Here is an 18688-nt window from a genome sequence, read left to right as displayed (position 1 = left end):
TGCTCATGCGCGCAACGCCTCCCCCTGTTGTTGCATATGATAAGTTTTCGCGTAGATCCCGTCCAAGCGAATCAGTTCATCGTGCGTGCCACGTTCCACAATTTCGCCATGCTCTAAGACCAAAATCAAATCCGCGTGGCGAACGGCAGACAGCCGGTGCGCAATAATCAAGGTAGTTTTGTGTTGCCGAACCTTCTCAAGCTCCTCAATGATTCGCTTCTCCGTCCTCATGTCGACCGCGGAGAGACTGTCGTCGAGAATCAGAATCGGCGCGGACTTCAAAAACGCGCGCGCAATCGCCGTTCGTTGGCGCTGTCCGCCAGACAACGTAACGCCACGTTCGCCAATCACCGTATCAAATCCATCCGGAAACGAAGCGATATCGTCATACACCTGCGCCGCCTTAGCCGCCTCTTCAATCTGCTCACGCGAGGCGTTGGCATCCCCAAACGAAATGTTTTCGCCAACAGAGGTCGAAAACAGAAAACCATCCTGTGGCACATATGCTATCGATTGCCGCAACGCTTCGAGGCGGATGTCACGAATATCGTGACCATCGAGAAAAATGGTGCCCGCCGGCGGATCGAAAATACGTGGCAACAAATTCACCAAGGTGGTCTTACCTGAACCCGTACGCCCGACAATACCGAGCGTCTGCCCAGGCATCAAATGAAACCGTATGTCGCGAAGCGCCGGAACTTGACCGTCCGCATACTGAAAGGAAGGTAGATTTACCTCAATCTCGCCACGAACGTGCCCCAACTCAATGGGCTGCTCACAATCCGTGATGCTTGGCCGCTCGTCGAGCAACACCTGCAACCGAGTGAGGGATGCCGAAGCGCGCTGAAAATTGTTAATCACAAAGCCGATTTGTTGCAAGGGTTGTACCAATTGTCCGATATAGAGCGTAAATGCGACAAATGCCCCGAGTTGAATCTGATGCGACAGCGTGAGATAGCCTCCGTACAATAGTGCGATGGCGAAGCTAATGGAACTCATGGTCGGAATAAACGCCTGAAATGTGGCACTGCGCCGGAATAACGTGAGTTGCTGGTGAACGATGTGATCAACCTTGGCGCGGAATCGCTCTGTCTCCACATCCTCATTTGCGGTGGCCTTAATCAACCGAATCGAACTTAAACTTTCTTCGGTCAGGTCTGACATGTCAGATAGCGCCTCTTGCACTTGGCGTGAAGAAGTCCGAATAAGTGGTCCGAACCAGACGATGAACAATGGGATGAACAGAAGTGGAATCATACTGACGACAGTCAATTTCATACTGACGGTGGTAAACGTCATGATTAGGGTCGCCAACAACAAAAACACTGCATTCGTTAAAATATTCAATCCGCCAGAGAGCGCCTCGCGAACCTGCCGAATATCGTTCATCGCATGGTTCAATAAATCACCAATACTCTTATGTCGAAAGTACTCGGTTGAAAGGACTTCCCAATGCGCGAACAGCCGGCGCCGCAGCAAATACTCGAACTCGCGCCCGAGTTTGCCGTTGCGATACTGGCCAATCGCGTAGAATTGAACATAGACGACGCCCACGACAAACAGTAAGATTGCATACACCAGCACATCGTGCAAATTCAATCGGTGTGCTTCCAGGGCGTTCGTAAATCGCCCTAAAATATGTGGGAACTGAACATTGATAAAATTTGAGATGATAATTGCGAGAATAGAGATGACATAAGCCCATTTATTTTCTGAAAGAAATTGCCGCATCAATGTCTTTGCACTCATAGATGCCCTCCTGCCACTTTGAGGTCAACCTTATAAACATACCGCACTTTCTGGTCACGAAGCAAACTCAATGAAACACCGCTAGTGGGCCTTCTGTCAGAAGACCCACTCCACAACCAGATATAACAGGACACAAATTCCCGCAGCAACCGCTGCACTTTTTGTCTTGTAGTTGGCATACCCCATCACCGGCAGTTTCATCATCGCCGACATAGCCACAGTGTTGTCGCTTAGGGGTGAGGCAAAACCTCCAAAGGTGCCACTGGCAAACACAGCTCCGGCAATGAGCGGCAAACTGCCCGCTCCAGTCGAGGCAAGCGAAAATCCCAACGGCATCAACATGCCCCAGGTTCCAAATGACGAACCGATAAAGTAGGAAATGACGCAACCAAATACAAACAGGGCAGGGACGATAAACGCATGCGGAACGAATCGCGTGATTTCTCGCTGGCAGAACTGCGAGAAGCCGAGATCGCTCGAAACTGCAGACACAGCCCAAATGAGGACCAGCAGCACGATAACGGACATCATCTCGTTGCCACCTGAAATAAAGCCGAACATGGTTCTGTCGATAGGCTGACGACGAAATGCGTAAAACACAAACATAAACACCAAAGTGATAATCAGCGCCTGAAGCATTGCAGCAGATGCATCAGCTTGAACGAGCGCTTGGAATAATCCCCGTCCTCCGTTGGCAAATCCAGACACGTAAGTCAACGCGATGGTCAGAACAAGCAGGACGGCGAGCGGTAGGACCAAATTGATGGCGCTAGGCTGCACCCGCCCTGAAACAAGTTCCACAGGGTCTGGAATGTCCTTATCCGCATCGGGTTTTGTATCCCTACGATGCGCATCGACCGAGACCACGGCGCCCACCGCGCCAGTCTCCATACTGGCTGCAGCCGTGAACTGGCGCAACTTCTGCGCGATGTGCACACGGTTTCGCGACCGTAGATAGTCAGGCTCTGCTTCCCCCGCAACCGAAGATACTTCCTTCTGGTGGTGCCGCGCAAAAAACGTCAGAACGAAGCCAACCACCAACATCACCCAAGCGAAGAAGTTAAACGGCAAGCTGGCTAAGAACAAGCTGTATGGCGTATAGGTCGTATTCGTATGATGCAGGGATGTATGCATGAGCCCCACCATATATCCGACAAACGCCGTTCCTAACGGGACGATGGCACACAATGGCGTCGCTGTTACATCGATGACATACGCAACTTTTTCAGGCGCCACCCCCAGCCTGTTGAAAATTCGCCGGACCACCGGCGCGATGGTGATAATGCGAAAATCCGGCGCCATGAACGTGGCAATGGATGAGACCCAAGTAAGTGCAAATGCGCCGCGTTCCGTCTTAATTCGCCTTCCCATCCACTCGGAAAAACCGGAAACACCCCCGGTTACTCGAATCAATCCGACGAATGAACCGAATCCATACAAGAACAAGACCAGGTTTAAGTTCCCACTGGTGGTCGTCTCGTGAATGACATATGTTAAGGCTGCCTGCAATCCCCCTAGCCACGAGGGGTGCAGGAGATATGCGCCGATAAACAACCCAACCGCAAGGCCAGGAATCACCTGTTTGGTCCAAAGGGCAATCGGAATGACGACAAAGAACGGAACCAATGACACGATGCTTCCATACATGTGAAAACTCCTTCCTTCGCGAGTTTCCTCACAGACAAAGACAAACCTTAAGTTGCCTTGGTCCGCACGAAAGCATGCACATCAATCCGACACCGATTTATTCCGAACAAAACGATTGACGAAAACTTGTTCATACTGGTGAGTTCAACAGTACAGAATAAAAATTCTAGCTAATGAAGTAGCTTCAAAGCGTATCCAAAGAGGTGAACAACCATTGTGGTGGACGACGTTTGACATGATTGAGTCTGCAACCATTGCCTCGTCGCTCGGCACGTTGGCGATTGCCTTGTGCTCACTTTACCAAACTCGAAGAAGTGTCATTGATTCGTTTGTCCCCGTGCTTTCGATTGACGGATTGACGGTTCATTCTGACGAATTATCGATTCGACTTCGCAACTATGGCACAGGGCCGGCCCTCGATGTCACCATGTTCCTTCGGTCAGATAACCACGTCTTCACACCCGACGTATTTCTTGACGGTTACCCGATTTCTGTACTACACGTCGGGACAAATGAAGCAAAGGAAGTCTGCCTAAAACCCAAAGAACAACCTGCCCCCGACTTAACCCGAGTCGCACTCACCATTCAATTTGAGTGCATTCGGCGACGCCACCGGCAAGCCAATTTTTCTGTGGCGTCCTTTCTATATGACAGGGATATATAAGCGACATGTGAAGGGATAAAAAAACAAGGCGCACGTCACTGTACGCCTTGTGGATGAACGCCTGCATTACGCGGTTTTCGACTTCTTCGGTTGAACGCGCGTGGTGATGGTATCTTCCTTCGGTGAAGTGCGTTGAATAAAGAATGAGAGCACGAATGCGACACAGGTGACAATCGTCGCGACCATAAACGCCTCATTAATCCCAACAACTGTGCCCTCATTGACTGCCTGCGTCATGTGAACATGATCAGTCGGGGCAATATGCCGTGCCGCGACCAACAATTTTGTGTGTGCCGCACCGCTATTGGTCATAATAGACACGAAGAGCGCCATTCCAACGGCACCAGCAATCATTCGAAGTGTATTGACCATCGCCGTTCCGTAGCGATTCAACGTCAGAGCCAGTTCATTCAAACCAGCCGTGAAGATAGGCATCATCAAAATGGACATACCAAACATCCGAACCGTGTAGACAACGAGGACATACGTAAAACTGGTGTCGGTGTGCAAGCGGGACAGAGCGAAAGTCGTCACCAACGTGATAGCCAACCCCACCACGGCTAACCAACGAGCGCCCATCTTATCGTATAGGCGTCCCGTGATTGGCGACATGATGCCCATCACAATTCCACCAGGCAACAACATGAGCCCAGACAGCAGAGAAGAGAATCCGCGCACGTCTTGCATGTAAATCGGCATGAGAATCATGCCAGAGTACAACGCCATAGTGACCAAGACGTTGATCACTGTCGTCAATGTAAACATCGGGTAGCGAAAAATGCGGAATTCCAACAGCGCATGACCGACAACCCATTGCCGCCAAACAAATAAAATCAGTGCGATAACGCCTATGACAAACATAGAGATTACGTCAATGCTGCCCCAACCGCTATCCCCTGCGGTAGAGAAACCATACAAAATGCCGCCGAACCCAATCGTCGATAGAATGACGCCGAGCACATCCAACTTCGGTCGGCTCGTCTCAGAAACGTTTTTCAGGACAAATATCGATATAATCAAGTCAATTAAAGCAATGGGTAAAATCACCAGAAAAAGAATCCGCCAAGAGTGATTCTCAACTAGCCAGCCAGATAACGTCGGTCCAACCGCAGGCGCAAAGTTGATGGAAATCCCGAAAAGCCCCATAGCGCCACCGCGTTTTTCCGGAGGAAACAAAGTGAAGATAATATTTGTGATTAAGGGGAACAGAATACCCGCGCCTGCCGCCTGAACCACGCGGCCCACCAAAATACATCCAAAGTTAGGCGCGATAAAACAAATCAGTGTACCGGCGGTAAACAGCGACATGGCCGTAATGTACAACTGACGCGTTGTAAAGCGATCCATCAAGAACGCGGTAACCGGAATGACAATCCCGTTGACCAACATATAAATCGTTGTCAGCCAGTCTCCAGTGGTGGCAGTGATATGCAATCTGTCCATCATCTGCGGCAGTGCGACGTTAATCAAAGTTTGATTCAAGAACGCGACAAACGCGCCAATCAGAATAATCGCGAAGATAGGTCCAGTACGTATGGTACTGGGCGCGCGATTGTCCATATCCATCACTCCAAACATAAAATAAAGTTCTATTCAGTCGCTCGGTCATCAAGTGGAACTTGTTTTCCACGTCGGCGCCCGATCAATTTGGGTGCAAATCCTTCGCTTACGAAATAAAAGCAACGTCATTTATAATACAAAGTTCACGTATCAAAACACAATGGAAAAAATGTGGACAAACCGTGACAACCATAGTGCATGTGGTTAAATATTACAAATTCACGAACAAAAAACTGCTTATTCTAGCGAAACATCGCTAAATAAGCAGTTTTAAGGGGTTGACGGGACAATTACTTTTCAAACGACGGGTCGAATGCATCCCGCAAACCATCGCCGATGAAGTTAATGCATAGAATTGTCAGTGTGATTAACGCCGCCGGTGGAACCCACACCCATGGCTCCGTCTGCAAAGTCAAAAAGTTTAGTGCACCAGCCAAAATATTTCCCCATGACGGTGATGGCGGTTTAACGCCAAAGCCAACGACAGCTAATGCCGCCTCAGCACCAATCATTCCTGCCATTAAAAGTGTAGCATTGACGACCAATGGTCCTAAACTATTAGGAAGCAAATGTTTAAAAATAATTCTCCACACAGAGGCCCCAGAAATCTGAGCGGCCAAAACATATTCGCTCTCTCTTATCGTTAGAAATAATCCTCTAACGAGACGAGTAATACCCGGCCACGAGGTGAACCCCATGACTAAAATGAGAATCCAAATATTTGATACGTTAAAAATCGCCACAATCACAATAATCAGCAGAATGAACGGAAAATTGAACATAAAATCACAAATACGCATGACCACAGCGTCAACCCAGCCGCTATAATATCCGGCCAACCCTCCCAAAACGATGCCTATCGCCATGGTTATGATTGTATCTACGAACCCAATGAGAAGATCAGCTCTTCCCCCATACAAATCCCGTGCAAATAGGTCTATTCCTTCACTATCCGTACCCAATAAATGCGTGGAAGAGGGAGGTAAATCTGTCTGCATTAACGATGTCTGCCATGCGCTTTGATGCGTAATCAGCGGGGCGGCAATACTCATCACAGTAATTAATAGAAGGATAATGACACTGATGAGCGCAAGTTTGTTATGCATGAATCGCTCAAATGCCAATCGGTTTGGGCTCTTTGTACGCCGTCTCGTGGAGTTTTTTTCAATTGAATCTGCGAACACCGAGTTTAAAGACATGTTTCTCCACCAGCTCCCTACTGATAACGAATCCTTGGATCCACTACCGCATACAAAATATCAGCAATCAAGTTGCCTAACAACACTCCTATTGCAATAATTAAACTAGTTGCCATAATCACGTTGTAATCCCGCTGCGTTGCAGCTTGAAGCGTGATATAACCCATTCCCTGATACGCGAACAGCCCTTCCAATATCACTGCCCCACCGGCAAGAGAGCCTATATCGAAACCTAACTGCGTCACGATTGGTATCATGCCATTACGAAAAACGTGTTTACGAAAGACAACTCCTTCGGTCAAACCTTTCGCCCTTGCCGTACGCGTAAAATCCCGTCTCGATACATCTAGCATAGAACCTCGCGTATATCGGCTATAAACGGCGCTTGACGCCAAAGCAATCGATAATGCTGGTAACAATGCATGATAAAGGTGATCTACTATAGAACCAGCCTGTGGCCCCGTGCCCACAGCATTCTGGGATGGAAATACATGCAATTTAATGGCCAGGAAGTAAATTAGGAAAATCGCAATAATGTAGTATGGAATTGAAAATAATATAATGTTGACAATGGATGTCGACGTATCAAATAAAGAATAGGGTCTACGAGCCTGCCAAATACCTAGAGGAACCCCGATTAGCAGGATAAACACCTCTGCCAATGCGGCCAGAATTAATGTATTCCCCAAAGCTGGTAAAACCAACTGACGCACAGGTACACCTTGCGCAAAACTATATCCCCAATCACCTCGAATAAAGTTTCCCAACCAATCAACATACTGAACAGGCAAAGGCTTATCTAACCCATTTTGATGAATTAATTGCGCTTGAAGCGCCGCCATATCCTTAATCCTTGGATTTAACATGCTTTCAATTGCGTTACCTGGAGCAGCATGCATCATTAAGAATACAAAGACTGTAATGGCAAAAAGCATTGGAATCATTCCAAGCAATCTTCGAAGGATATAAGTACCCATTTTCAACTCCCTCTCATGCGATGGGAGTTGGGGAGAGCGTTGCTCCCCTTCCCCCATTTTTGCCAGTAGTCGTTACTGAGAAATCCACCAGTCCTGAATATTGGTATATCCGCCAGGGATCCACGAATCGGCAGGAATGTGAACCTTCGCACTGTAGGCCCAAGTGTCGTCCCGGTCATAAAGGAATAACATAGGAACTTGTTGATTCACGTACAATTGCCACTTGACAAAGGCCTGTTTACGGTATGTTTGATTGAACGCTTTAGCACCAAACGTGTCGTCGATTAACGCATCATTTTTAGGATCCTTCCAGCTGTCCAAATTCCCCGGATCTGTAGACATCCAAGATCCCCTCGGATCTGGGTCGGTACCAATACCATTTGCCAAGAAGAACATATCGAGACTCGAATCATTTGTCTCAATCTTTTTCAACATGACATTAAAATCAAGAGGCGTTTCCAATTGCACATTTAAGCCCACCGCCTGCAAATTCTGTGCAACCGCCGTACAAATTGCCTGGACTTCTGGACTACCGCTGGAGTACACAAGGTGGAATACAAGCGGCTTTCCAGTCTTCGGATCTATTCTCCACTTCTGACCGGAAGGAATTGTGTAACCTGCTTGCTCTAGTAGTTGTTTCGCCTTTGTCGGGTTGTACGCATAGGTATTCATACCATCCGCCGACGTTGCCGCTGCCCAATCAAAATACGGAATCGGTCCGTACGCAGGCTTGCCTAGTCCTTTATATACCCCTTGAATAATAGCTTGTTTGTCGATGGCGTATTCCATGGCTTGTCGCAACTGAACATTTTGGAATTTCGGTTCATTCACTTTCATACCGACGAAACCATAAGACATCGCTGGCTGTGCAATTGTTTTTAAGTTAGGATCTTTCTCCATTTTCAAAAATGAATCCGTGTCAAGATTATTCCCTTCTATATTCATGTCAACTTGCCCATTCTCAATTAAGCTTGGTAGGACGTCTTCCGACACATACTTGAGAACAATGTGACTGATATGCGGCTTCCCTTTGAAATAATTATCATTCTCATCATATTCAACGCTACTTTGGCCGTTAACCTGTGTTGGAATATAAGCACTGGAAACAACCGTTGGCTTCTTATTAAAATCCGAATTCATCCACTGGGAAAACGGTATTTTCCCTAATACATGAGCGGGCAAAGGGATGTAGGAGGACACATCCGCCGCTAAAACTGCAGCATCCGCTTTGCTAAAATTAATTTGAAATTCTGTATTGCTAATCTTCTTAAACCCACCCGTGTTAGCAAACGACTGAGCCGCTCCACTTGCGATTTTTTCAGAACCAACTACAGGCTGTACTAGATAGCCATATTCGCCTTGATCCGTGGTATTGTACACTTTCGAACCAATGAAATTCATAAACAAGAGTACATCATCAGAAGTAATCGGCTTTCCATCTGACCACTTAGCATTTGGGTCAAGTTTAATATCTAATGTTTTATTACCATTCGAATAGGACCATGACTGAGCAAGATTAGGCTTAATGTTCAGTGATTTATCATAACTCATCAATGGTTCAAACGATAATTCCCACATCGCGAAAGTAGGTGAAGCGTTATTGAGATATGGAATAAACATGTCTTCCCACTTCGTCGTATCAGCCATCGTCAATGTCCCACCGTCTACAGGGGTTCCACTATCCACGGCTGAGTTGGAACCACCAGCATTGTTTGTACTTGACGTGTCATTTCCGCACCCAGTTAAAACAACCGCGACAGACGCAGCAAGTGCAATAGTGGATAGCGTTGTTCTTTTCATCATTCTCACGTAAATGCCCCCTACTGAGTTCATATATCTTCAACCCCAATCCTATCTAGTACAAATGACATGCCACAAAATGCGCAGGTCGCACCTGCTGTAAGACTGGGCGCTGAGTTCTACACTGTTCAATCGCTTGTGGACAACGAGTATGAAATGGACACCCCGCAGGTGGATTTGCAGGGCTAGGAACATCGCCCCGAAGAATCATTCGTTGCCTCTGTCCTTTACGTTTTGGCTCCAAAGCGGCTGACAGTAACGCCTGTGTATAAGGATGTAAAGGATTATCATAAAGGTCTGTCTTCGGAGATATTTCGACCATATGTCCGAGATACATGACACCTACACGATCACTAATGTGTCGCACAACCGCTAAATTATGAGAAATAAAGATATAGGACAAATTGAATTGGTGTTTCAAATCGACCATAAGATTTAAGATCTGAGATTGAATTGACACATCCAGTGCCGAAACCGCTTCGTCCGCCACAACTAGTTTTGGATTTAAGGTCAAAGCGCGAGCTATTCCGATGCGCTGGCGTTGGCCACCTGAGAACTCATGGGGATACCTCATCATGTCATCAGGCCGTAAGCCTACTGTCTCTAAAAGGGTGGCCACCCTATCCACAACCTGTCGACCAGACAACATCTTATTAACAACAAGTGGTTCAGAAATAACTTCACGTATGGTCATCTTAGGGTTCAACGATGCATACGGGTCTTGAAATACCATTTGAAATTTCGTACGAATCCTTCGCAATTTCCTTCCATGTAAACGTGTAATATTTTCGCCATCGAAGTAAATACTCCCCGCAGTCGAGTCCAATACTCTCATGATCATACGACCCGTCGTCGACTTGCCACATCCCGATTCGCCGACGATGCCTAGGGTTTCGCCGGGATCAACAAAGAACGAAACTCCGTCTACTGCTTTCACATGTCCGACCGTGCGCTTCATCACACCGGCAGTGATCGGAAAATATTTTTTCAATTCTTTAACTTCTAATAGATGGTCAGTCATACTCTCACCTCCCACTTACAGCAAATCGCATCGAACAAAATGATTAGTCGAGATCTCACGCAGCGTTGGCATACGTTGACTGCAAGACTCTTGTGCCACCGGGCAACGTTCAGCAAAGCGACAACCTACTGGAAATGCCGCAGCATCCGGAACCGTACCTGGAATGGAATACAATACATCCAGATCTTTTTCAATAGACGGAATAGATTGCAACAGCGCTTTGGTGTAAGGATGCTTTGGTTCCTCAAATAGATCGTCAGCGTTGGCTGACTCTACGACTTGCCCCGCATACATAACGACTACATGGTCGGCCATATCTGCAACAACGCCAAGATCATGCGTGATTAGAATAATCGCTGTGCCAAAATCACTGCGCATTTTGCGCATGAGATCTAACACTTGTGCCTGAATTGTCACGTCTAGCGCCGTCGTAGGCTCATCAGCAATTAACAACTTAGGTTCGCACACCATCGCCATGGCAATCATCACGCGTTGGCGAAGGCCACCTGACAACTGGTGCGGATATTCCCTGACAATCTGATCCGCTCGAGGAACCCCGACGAACTTCAACATCTCGATAGCTCGCGCCAAGGCATCCTTTCTGTTCATCTTACGATGCCGCAACAACACCTCCGTAATTTGATCACCAATCGTCAGCACCGGGTTAAGTGCAGTCATTGGTTCTTGAAAAATCATGGAAATCTCGTTTCCCCGAACCTCAGTCATTTGATTTTCTGATAGTTCCAATAAATTTATGCCGTCGAGTACAATCTCTCCAGAAATAATCTTACCGCGTGGTTTTGGCACCAATCGCATAATGGATAGTGAAGTCATGCTTTTTCCACTGCCAGACTCGCCGACGATACAAACAATTTGTCCCTTCAACACATCAATGTCGATGCCATCAACAGCATGTACCTCTGTATCCTTGCTGATGAAGTAGGTTTTTAAATCCCGGATGGAAAGTAATGGTTCCGACATCCATCTCCCCCCTTAACTCCAACTAGTCCGCAATCTCATTTTCAGCAGTCATAAATACTCCCATGAATCAAAATTAACTTACTATTCCGTTGTTATAGCGTGATTTTATCGGCGGATTTGCACCTTGTAAATAGACCATAAATTTCTATACTAGGTCGGTAATTAGAAAAAACCGCACCGCAATTGGGTTTTTAAACCTTTTCTGAGGTAAATTAAGAATTCTCTTATGATTTAATTCGTGAGAAAATCTTACACGTATCATATAGATCTCATTGAATTGCGCGAAGAGAGCGGGCATGCCGTGACGAGCCGCATAGGCATAGGCATAGGCATAGGCATAGGCATAGGCATAGGCATAGGCATAGGCATAGGCATAGGCATAGGCATAGGCCAATATAAGGTGAATTCTGTGCGCTATTTCTGGGTTTTCAGTAGATTCCTACCGATTAAGACACCTGAGGTGCTCTATCTAAAATGCTACCCGATGAAAACGATCCCGGGAATTAAAGTGGATTTCCTGCCTTATGCCGAAATGGGCCGGGATGTCTTAATAAGACACCTCGGCCACAAGACATCCGCCCCGCCCCCACGACCGATTCCCAAATGACAGCAACACCAGCGGCAAATCACGAGCGATGTGAATTCGTCTGGCGCTGATAGAACAAAAACAAGATGACCGGAAGCGCCAGCGTCAGCACCGCGTAAAGAAGAATCCGTTGAAGGCCACCTTCATCATACAAAATACCTCCCAGCACAGGGCCAATCATCCGTCCGCAAGTTGCGGCGCTACTGACCAAACCCTGCAACGTCCCTAAGCGGCTGGATGGCGAAATTTGTGCAATAGCGGCGGGGACTGCGGGCCACACAAACATCTCTCCGAGTGTCGTTAGAACCATCGCAAATACGAACACGGCATAGTGATGTGCAAACAACATCGCCGTAAAACTGAGGGCAAATAGAACCGTGCCACCAACCATCTGCATCGGCAATGCAGGGATACGCCGAGTGACAAACGCGACTACGGGCTGCGCAAGAAAAATCAAGAGCCCGTTGATAGTCCATAAAAGACTATATAGCGACAGTGGATAACCAGACGCCTGCATGTCGACAGACACCGTACTTTGCCATTGAACATAGACAATCCACGCCGTGATATAACCGGCCAGCAAGATACCAATTCCGCCCCATGGGATGGTCTCCTGCAACCGGGAAGCAGCTTCCTTGCGCGCTGTCTGATGCACCTGCTGAAGTTGCTGCAAGGGGGCTCGCAGCGCGGTGACGACAAGCAGTAGTAAAATTGCATATCCTAACGCAATACCGTAAAACACAGCATGAAACGAGTGCGAAGCCATGAGACCACCGAGAGCGGTCCCCAGCGCTACGCCCAGATTATTGGCGACATAGAGAAAATTAAACGCCCGGCGACCACCGCCTGGCCAAGCATGACCCGCGACTGCATTCAACACGGGAAATGGAATGGCGCATGCCGTGCCAAAGAGGGCCATAACGCCTACGTATATCGCAAAATTTGCAGTAAAGGCGGGAATGACGATGACAAAACAACTGACGACAAGCGTCGTAACCATTACCCGGATGGCGCCGTAGCGGTCATACAGCCAACCGCCGAGAAAACTGCCAAAAAGACCTGTGCCAGAGTAGACCATCAACACGACACCGGCGACAGCCATACTTTTATGTAAATTTGTGTGGATATAGATAGCGTTCACGGGCCACAAAAGAGACAGTCCGCCTACGTTTAAAAGGCATCCGAGCCCTAATAACCAGACAATCATGGGAATATCTGATTTTAACTGTCGATGTAAACGCTCCGTGCGAACCATTAGCCCCTCCTGAAACCGTGATACACGCGGCAAGCAGCCACGTAGCTTTATGGTACAACTTCAATGATGTGCTTTGTCTGTACTTTCGTGAGCCCGCGATAGTATAGCACGTTCATTGTCACGTGCAAACCATGTACAATATGGATAGACAATTCGCCAGGGTGGGAGTGGGATGACGTGCGTATTTTACTCGTGGAAGACGAGCGGCGACTAGCGTCGGCGCTAAAACAGCTGTTTAAGGAAAATCAATACATCGTCGATGTCGCACACGACGGGGAAGCGGGTTACGACTTAGCGACGACAGATAGTTACGATATCGTCATCCTCGACATTATGTTGCCAGGCATGTCCGGTATCGAGATTCTCAAAGGTATGCGTGAACAGGATGTACAAACCCCGGTACTCTTACTCACCGCCAAGGACACCGTGGAAGACCGGGTCGTCGGTCTCGACGCGGGCGCGGATGACTACCTAGTTAAACCGTTTGACAACAAGGAACTTCTCGCACGCGTGCGGGCTTTGACGCGGCGCACAGGGCAAATCAGCGGCACCGACGCGATGGAGGCTGGGCCTTTCCGGCTCGATTTCACCACGCGCACAGTGACCCGAAACGAGGAACCCCTGACACTCACGGCTAAGGAATTTCAGCTATTGGAGCTGTTCCTTCGCAATCAAGGCAAAGTGCTTTCCAAGGAAATCATACTCGATAGAGTGTGGGGGCCAGACGCCGATGTCATCGGCAATGCGGTCGAAAACTACGTACACTTTCTGCGTAAAAAAATCGACGAACCAGATAAACCGTCTTACATTGCAACCGTCCGTGGGGTCGGCTACATCTTCCAGCCTGATCCGCAAGCTTGAGACACGAAGTCTCTTGCATAGTACATGCTAAACGATGTCAAAGGATAAAGAAGGTCTGTGATTGTTTAGACGACTGCGATTTCGTATTACATTACTGTCTGTCATCTTGTTAATCGTTCTCTATTCCATCACCTCGTTTGCGGTGTTTGCGATTATCCGCGGCACGGCGATGCAGAGTATCGACGGACAGTTAAACCGGGCAGCCCGTGAAATTCTGACACCTGGGTTTGTCACGCCGCAAGAAATTCCGGGCGTCTATATTATTGAAGCGTATGGGGCTGGGCAGCCTTTATATGCATCGCCGGAACTTGCTGAATTCGGAGAGAACCTAGCCACGCAAATCAACAACCGAATATCGACCTTGACGACCAAGACCTACCTTAATTACACGTCGAGCAACGGCCACTTCCGCATTCTGTTCATTCCGTGGCAAGCCACCTCCGGTGGACAGCGAATTTACCTAGCGACCCTGACGGAGGATAGTGGAAGTCTCCGTTTACTTACGTACCTGCAGCATATCATTCTGATTGTCGGCGCATTTGGTCTAGTCGGTGCGACCCTAGTCGGCTTCATCCTCGCCGACCGTATGCTTCGCCCAATCCGCTCCGCCTGGCAACGCCAACTCGAATTCGTCGCCGACGCTTCGCATGAACTGCGTACACCACTCGCAGTCATTCAATCAAACCTTGGTATCGTCATGGAACACACCGATGAAACCGTGCTTGAAAACCTGGAATGGCTAAACAACGCACACAGCGAGTCGCGACGATTGTCCAAGCTCGTCCAAGACTTGTTGACGCTCGCCCGCTCGGACTCAGACCAAGTGCATATTGAGCATGATGCCGTCGATTTGCGGGATCTCATCCTGCATATTCACGAGTTGTACGAGACGCTAGCCGAGATGAAAGGAATTCAGTTGAAAGCTGACGCCCCCGTGCCAATTACCATTTCAGGCGATAGAGATAGGCTGCATCAGTTGTTAGTGATTCTGCTCGACAATGCCTTGAAGTTCACACAAGAAGGAGGAAGCATCCACATCACGTTAACACAACAGCGTAATTTTGCTGTCATTTCCGTTCAGGACACAGGGCTCGGGATTGCAAAAGAAGATCTCAAGCGAGTATTTGACAGATTCTATACGGTTGATCCCGCCCGCTCCCGCGAACAATCCGCAAAGGGCACTGGCCTTGGCCTCTCCATCGCAAGCTGGGTGGTGGAAGCGCACGGCGGTAAGATCGGCATCGACAGCGAAGGGCTTGGCAAAGGCACGACCGTCCATGTCGAGTTGCCGATTCCCACCAAATTTCCACGTGGTGGCAACAATAGTACAACGTGATGCGCCGCAGGGCCCGTCGACCCGTGGGGCAGCGACACATCACGGGCTCTGCACCATCAGGAGCGTACATGAACCACGATACCTGCACTTCGATAATACCGCTCGAGAAATGTGACAAATTCCTTTTGGGCAGTAGTTGCAGAATACGTCTGCCCTGGTCGTACCTCGCTTAGCACATCGGCCAGTGAAGTCGATGTGCTGGCATCGACACGGTATGGGTCTCCGACCTCTTCATAAAAGCGATTGATGACATCCGTTGCTTCCATCATGTCAACATCAACCACAATACAGGCGTGCGCGAGTACGTATCCCGGGTGCCTCGATTTCGTACCAGCCAGCCCACCACGCCAAGCTTGTGCCGTGCCAACCACTTTTTTGCCATCGACCAACACATTGTAATTCCCATCACAGTAACTCCCCGGCACAGCACCCGTCGTCGCCACAAGGTTCATACTCGTAAACCAATCCAACATCGGTTGACAAAGCAATTGATAATACGCATCTGTCGTCACCTTATCTTTTATGCGCGGAAAAAGCAGAGAGAAATTAAGCACCCCAGGCCCGTGCGGCACAGCCGTACCGCCGGTCGGTCGGACGAAAATCGGCCAGCCCAGCCTATCCATCGTGGCCATCGCAACTTCCCCCTGAGGCCCCGCGACGTCACGTTTACTCACAACAAGCCCCCGAACAGGTGCGTGGCGCCATACGCGGACAGTTGGCATACGTTCTTGCCGACCGACTTCCCGTGCCCACTCGTCATCCAAAAGAATATTGCGCATTGCATCCGAAGAATCTTCTCCAGTATTCAACTCAATGCTTGGTGGCATCAGCGTCAGTAGATGTTCCTGTATCATCTCTTGGTTTCTCCTTTTTGTACCTCTTCGGCACCAATTCATCCGTCGATTGAAACACCGGTGAGGGGCATTCTTGTGCGGGCAATCGAATGATCACAGTCGTCCCTCTTCCAAGCTTGGTCCGCAAATAAATCCTGCCTTGGTAGGATTCGACCAGTCGCTTGCAAATCGCGAGGCCCAAACCGGCCCCCCGGCTTTCCGTTTTACGGGCGCCGTCCGCGCGATAAAACCTATCAAACACATGGGCGACAACCTCCTCTGGAATTCCCTCCCCAGTGTCCGTCACGGTGAAACGAACCATCCCTTCGTCCCCATGTGCCGCTAACTCCACATAACCATCCGTTGTATGTCGCAGTGCATTATCCATCAAAACGACCAGAACTTGATGAAGATCATCTGCATCAATATACGCGCGCGCATTTTTCGTCAAATGAACCCGAACGACAATATCGAGATCTGGACGTAGAACTCGAGCATCCTCTCGCAACCGCTGGAAAAGTTCTCGAAGCTGAGCACTCGTCAATCCCTCGACATGCCGGGGAGGCAGTTCTTCCAAACGGGCCAAAACGAGAAGTTGGTTGACGAGTTTTTGCAGTCGGTCCACTTCTGAATTGATATTGCGAACCGCAGGCTCCCAAACACGTACATTGTTATGCCCCCAGCGGCGCAGCAAATTTGCATGCCCTGCAATAATGGCCAATGGCGTGCGCAGCTCATGCGAAGCATCCGCAATAAAGCGGTTTTGTTCTTTTACGCCATCGTCAATCCTATCAAGTAATTGGTTAATAGACTGCTGAAGAGACTCAATTTCCTGCGGGACATTCGACAATTTGATGCGTGCCGACTGACGCCACTCTACTTCCTGAATCCCATCTATAAGCAGCTTCAACGGCCGTAATCCACGCCTTGTCAACCACCGCATCCCCAACGCGAACAATGCAAGCACAACCACGTCAATCGCCGCTAACCAAGCCATTGTCCGCCAAGTTTCTTGCATCAATGCGTCTGTCAGACTAAATAGTTGCAATGTACCGCTAGTCCCATTCAAAAACTTTACACGTCTCGAGGCGATAATGACATGATGCGTCCCCGTCTTGTCATGCCATACATACGTGTCATTCCACACCACAGGATTGGATAAACTTGACGATGAGTGATTCGCAAAAAATGGTTGCTGAGATAGTTTCGCTATAATGGCGTCCATACGCGTGATGGAAAACGAAGGACTCCCAATCTCAAACAAGACGTCCCCGCGGTCGTTCGCCAACCGAACCGCAGAATCGGTCACAGCAGCATACCGATCCCAATCACTTGCGCTGCCCTGGATAGCCAATTTGTCGACACCTTGGCCGAGTAAAACTGCCATTTCAAGCGCCAAAACGCGCTTGTACGACTGAAGCGTGCGCGCATGAAACGACATGGTATACAATACTGTACATACAAAAAGAACAATTGCACACCAAACGACACTCCACCAACTAATACGGGCGCTTAACCTCCGCTCCCTCACAATGACACCTCAAAGCGGTAGCCCTGTCCGCGAACCGTTTTGATAAACGCCTTATGCGGGTCAACCTTTTGCCGCAAATATCCGATATAAACATCCACGACATTCGTGTCCACTGCCGCGTGAAACCCCCAAACGCGCTCTAGTAGTGTCTGGCGCGACCACGTGACATTCGGGTGACGCAATAAATAGAGCAACAAGTCATACTCGCGGGCGGTCAACTCGACCTCCTGCGACTGATATGTTACGCGATGCGTATCAAGCTGTACGGTGACCTGGCCAAAATGGATTTGTGGATTTGCCATAGATCCTGCCGCTTGTCGACGCATCGTTGCCCGAATCCGTGCAAATAATTCTTCAATTGCAAATGGCTTGACCAAATAGTCATCAGCGCCAGCGTCTAGTCCTTCCACCCGATCCGCCACATCTCCACGAGCCGTCAGCATAATAATGGGCACAGTCATTGTCGCGCGGAGCGCCCTACAAACTTCCAAACCACTAATGTCAGGCAAGTTGATATCCAGGAGCACAAGGTCATACGTATTGTTTTGCACGAAATCCAACGCCGTTTTACCATCTAACGCCATGTGCACGACAGATTCCTGAAGTTCAAGCTCCAACGCTAGGAACTCAGCAAAACCGGGCTCGTCTTCAACTAACAGAACAACCACGTCCATTCCCTCCCATGTTA

Annotated in this window: 16 protein-coding genes; 4 read left to right on the top strand and 12 right to left on the bottom strand. The window is 48.7% G+C overall.

Annotation, left to right across the window (positions count from 1 at the left end; translation table 11 throughout):
- Positions 1–3: 3 nt before the first annotated feature.
- Both J3482_RS04220 and J3482_RS04215 read right to left on the bottom strand, forming a co-directional pair.
- Positions 4–1749: an ABC transporter ATP-binding protein gene (locus J3482_RS04220; RefSeq protein WP_206922102.1), complete on the bottom strand. Its 1746-nt coding sequence runs from the start codon at positions 1747–1749 to the stop codon at positions 4–6.
- A 96-nt stretch (positions 1750–1845) separates the two neighbouring features.
- Complete coding sequence (locus J3482_RS04215) at positions 1846–3396, bottom strand: Na+/H+ antiporter NhaC family protein (protein ID WP_206919000.1); 1551 nt, start codon at positions 3394–3396, stop codon at positions 1846–1848.
- A gap of 214 nt (positions 3397–3610) precedes the next feature.
- On the opposite strand from J3482_RS04215, the gene J3482_RS04210 reads away from it, so the two are divergent.
- On the top strand, positions 3611–4060 hold the full coding sequence (locus tag J3482_RS04210) for a hypothetical protein (protein WP_206922101.1): 450 nt from the start codon (positions 3611–3613) through the stop codon (positions 4058–4060).
- Between the two features lie 66 nt (positions 4061–4126).
- Here J3482_RS04210 and J3482_RS04205 read toward each other — a convergent pair whose 3' ends face one another.
- The 6 genes from J3482_RS04205 to J3482_RS04180 form a co-directional block, all read right to left on the bottom strand.
- On the bottom strand, positions 4127–5626 hold the full coding sequence (locus tag J3482_RS04205; RefSeq protein WP_146821454.1) for a DHA2 family efflux MFS transporter permease subunit: 1500 nt from the start codon (positions 5624–5626) through the stop codon (positions 4127–4129).
- A gap of 284 nt (positions 5627–5910) precedes the next feature.
- On the bottom strand, positions 5911–6744 hold the full coding sequence (gene opp4C, locus J3482_RS04200; RefSeq protein ID WP_206922100.1) for an oligopeptide ABC transporter permease: 834 nt from the start codon (positions 6742–6744) through the stop codon (positions 5911–5913).
- 92 nt (positions 6745–6836) lie between these two features.
- Positions 6837–7796, bottom strand: a complete 960-nt coding sequence (locus J3482_RS04195) for an ABC transporter permease (protein ID WP_188332085.1) — start codon at positions 7794–7796, stop codon at positions 6837–6839.
- Positions 7797–7868: 72 nt separating this feature from the next.
- The gene (locus tag J3482_RS04190) at positions 7869–9599 is read right to left on the bottom strand and encodes an ABC transporter substrate-binding protein (protein WP_236017889.1); all 1731 of its coding nucleotides are present in this window, start codon (positions 9597–9599) and stop codon (positions 7869–7871) included.
- A gap of 52 nt (positions 9600–9651) precedes the next feature.
- Positions 9652–10617: an ABC transporter ATP-binding protein gene (locus tag J3482_RS04185; protein ID WP_146821260.1), complete on the bottom strand. Its 966-nt coding sequence runs from the start codon at positions 10615–10617 to the stop codon at positions 9652–9654.
- A gap of 15 nt (positions 10618–10632) precedes the next feature.
- Positions 10633–11598 carry an ABC transporter ATP-binding protein gene (locus tag J3482_RS04180; RefSeq protein WP_206917630.1) on the bottom strand — a complete coding sequence of 322 codons (966 nt, stop codon included), beginning with the start codon at positions 11596–11598 and terminating at the stop codon, positions 10633–10635.
- 238 nt (positions 11599–11836) lie between these two features.
- On the opposite strand from J3482_RS04180, the gene J3482_RS04175 reads away from it, so the two are divergent.
- On the top strand, positions 11837–12205 hold the full coding sequence (locus J3482_RS04175; protein WP_206922098.1) for a hypothetical protein: 369 nt from the start codon (positions 11837–11839) through the stop codon (positions 12203–12205).
- 19 nt (positions 12206–12224) lie between these two features.
- On the opposite strand, the gene J3482_RS04170 is transcribed toward J3482_RS04175, so the two are convergent.
- Complete coding sequence (locus tag J3482_RS04170; RefSeq protein WP_146821263.1) at positions 12225–13439, bottom strand: MDR family MFS transporter; 1215 nt, start codon at positions 13437–13439, stop codon at positions 12225–12227.
- A 177-nt stretch (positions 13440–13616) separates the two neighbouring features.
- Here J3482_RS04170 and J3482_RS21505 point away from each other — a divergent pair, with 177 nt between their 5' ends.
- Together J3482_RS21505 and J3482_RS04160 are read left to right on the top strand one after the other, a co-directional pair.
- Positions 13617–14300, top strand: a complete 684-nt coding sequence (locus J3482_RS21505) for a response regulator transcription factor (RefSeq protein ID WP_146821265.1) — start codon at positions 13617–13619, stop codon at positions 14298–14300.
- 61 nt (positions 14301–14361) lie between these two features.
- Complete coding sequence (locus J3482_RS04160; RefSeq protein WP_146821267.1) at positions 14362–15636, top strand: sensor histidine kinase; 1275 nt, start codon at positions 14362–14364, stop codon at positions 15634–15636.
- Between the two features lie 56 nt (positions 15637–15692).
- Here the strand turns inward: J3482_RS04160 and J3482_RS04155 are convergent, their stop codons facing one another.
- The 3 genes from J3482_RS04155 to J3482_RS04145 are packed head-to-tail and all read right to left on the bottom strand — an operon-like array spanning position 15693 to position 18668.
- A complete protein-coding gene (locus J3482_RS04155; RefSeq protein ID WP_236017875.1) occupies positions 15693–16490 on the bottom strand; it encodes a lipoate--protein ligase family protein in 798 nt (265 codons plus the stop codon).
- Positions 16447–18000 (bottom strand): sensor histidine kinase, encoded by a 1554-nt coding sequence (locus tag J3482_RS21500; RefSeq protein ID WP_223203966.1) that lies wholly within the window; start codon positions 17998–18000, stop codon positions 16447–16449. The genes J3482_RS04155 and J3482_RS21500 overlap by 44 nt, the downstream gene beginning before the upstream one ends.
- Complete coding sequence (locus J3482_RS04145; protein ID WP_146821269.1) at positions 17997–18668, bottom strand: response regulator transcription factor; 672 nt, start codon at positions 18666–18668, stop codon at positions 17997–17999. The genes J3482_RS21500 and J3482_RS04145 overlap by 4 nt, the downstream gene beginning before the upstream one ends.
- Positions 18669–18688 lie beyond the last annotated feature (20 nt).

Source organism: Alicyclobacillus suci (assembly GCF_017329615.1).
In the GTDB taxonomy this organism is placed as follows: domain Bacteria; phylum Bacillota; class Bacilli; order Alicyclobacillales; family Alicyclobacillaceae; genus Alicyclobacillus; species Alicyclobacillus suci.
This window is presented reverse-complemented; position numbering and strand designations above follow the sequence as displayed.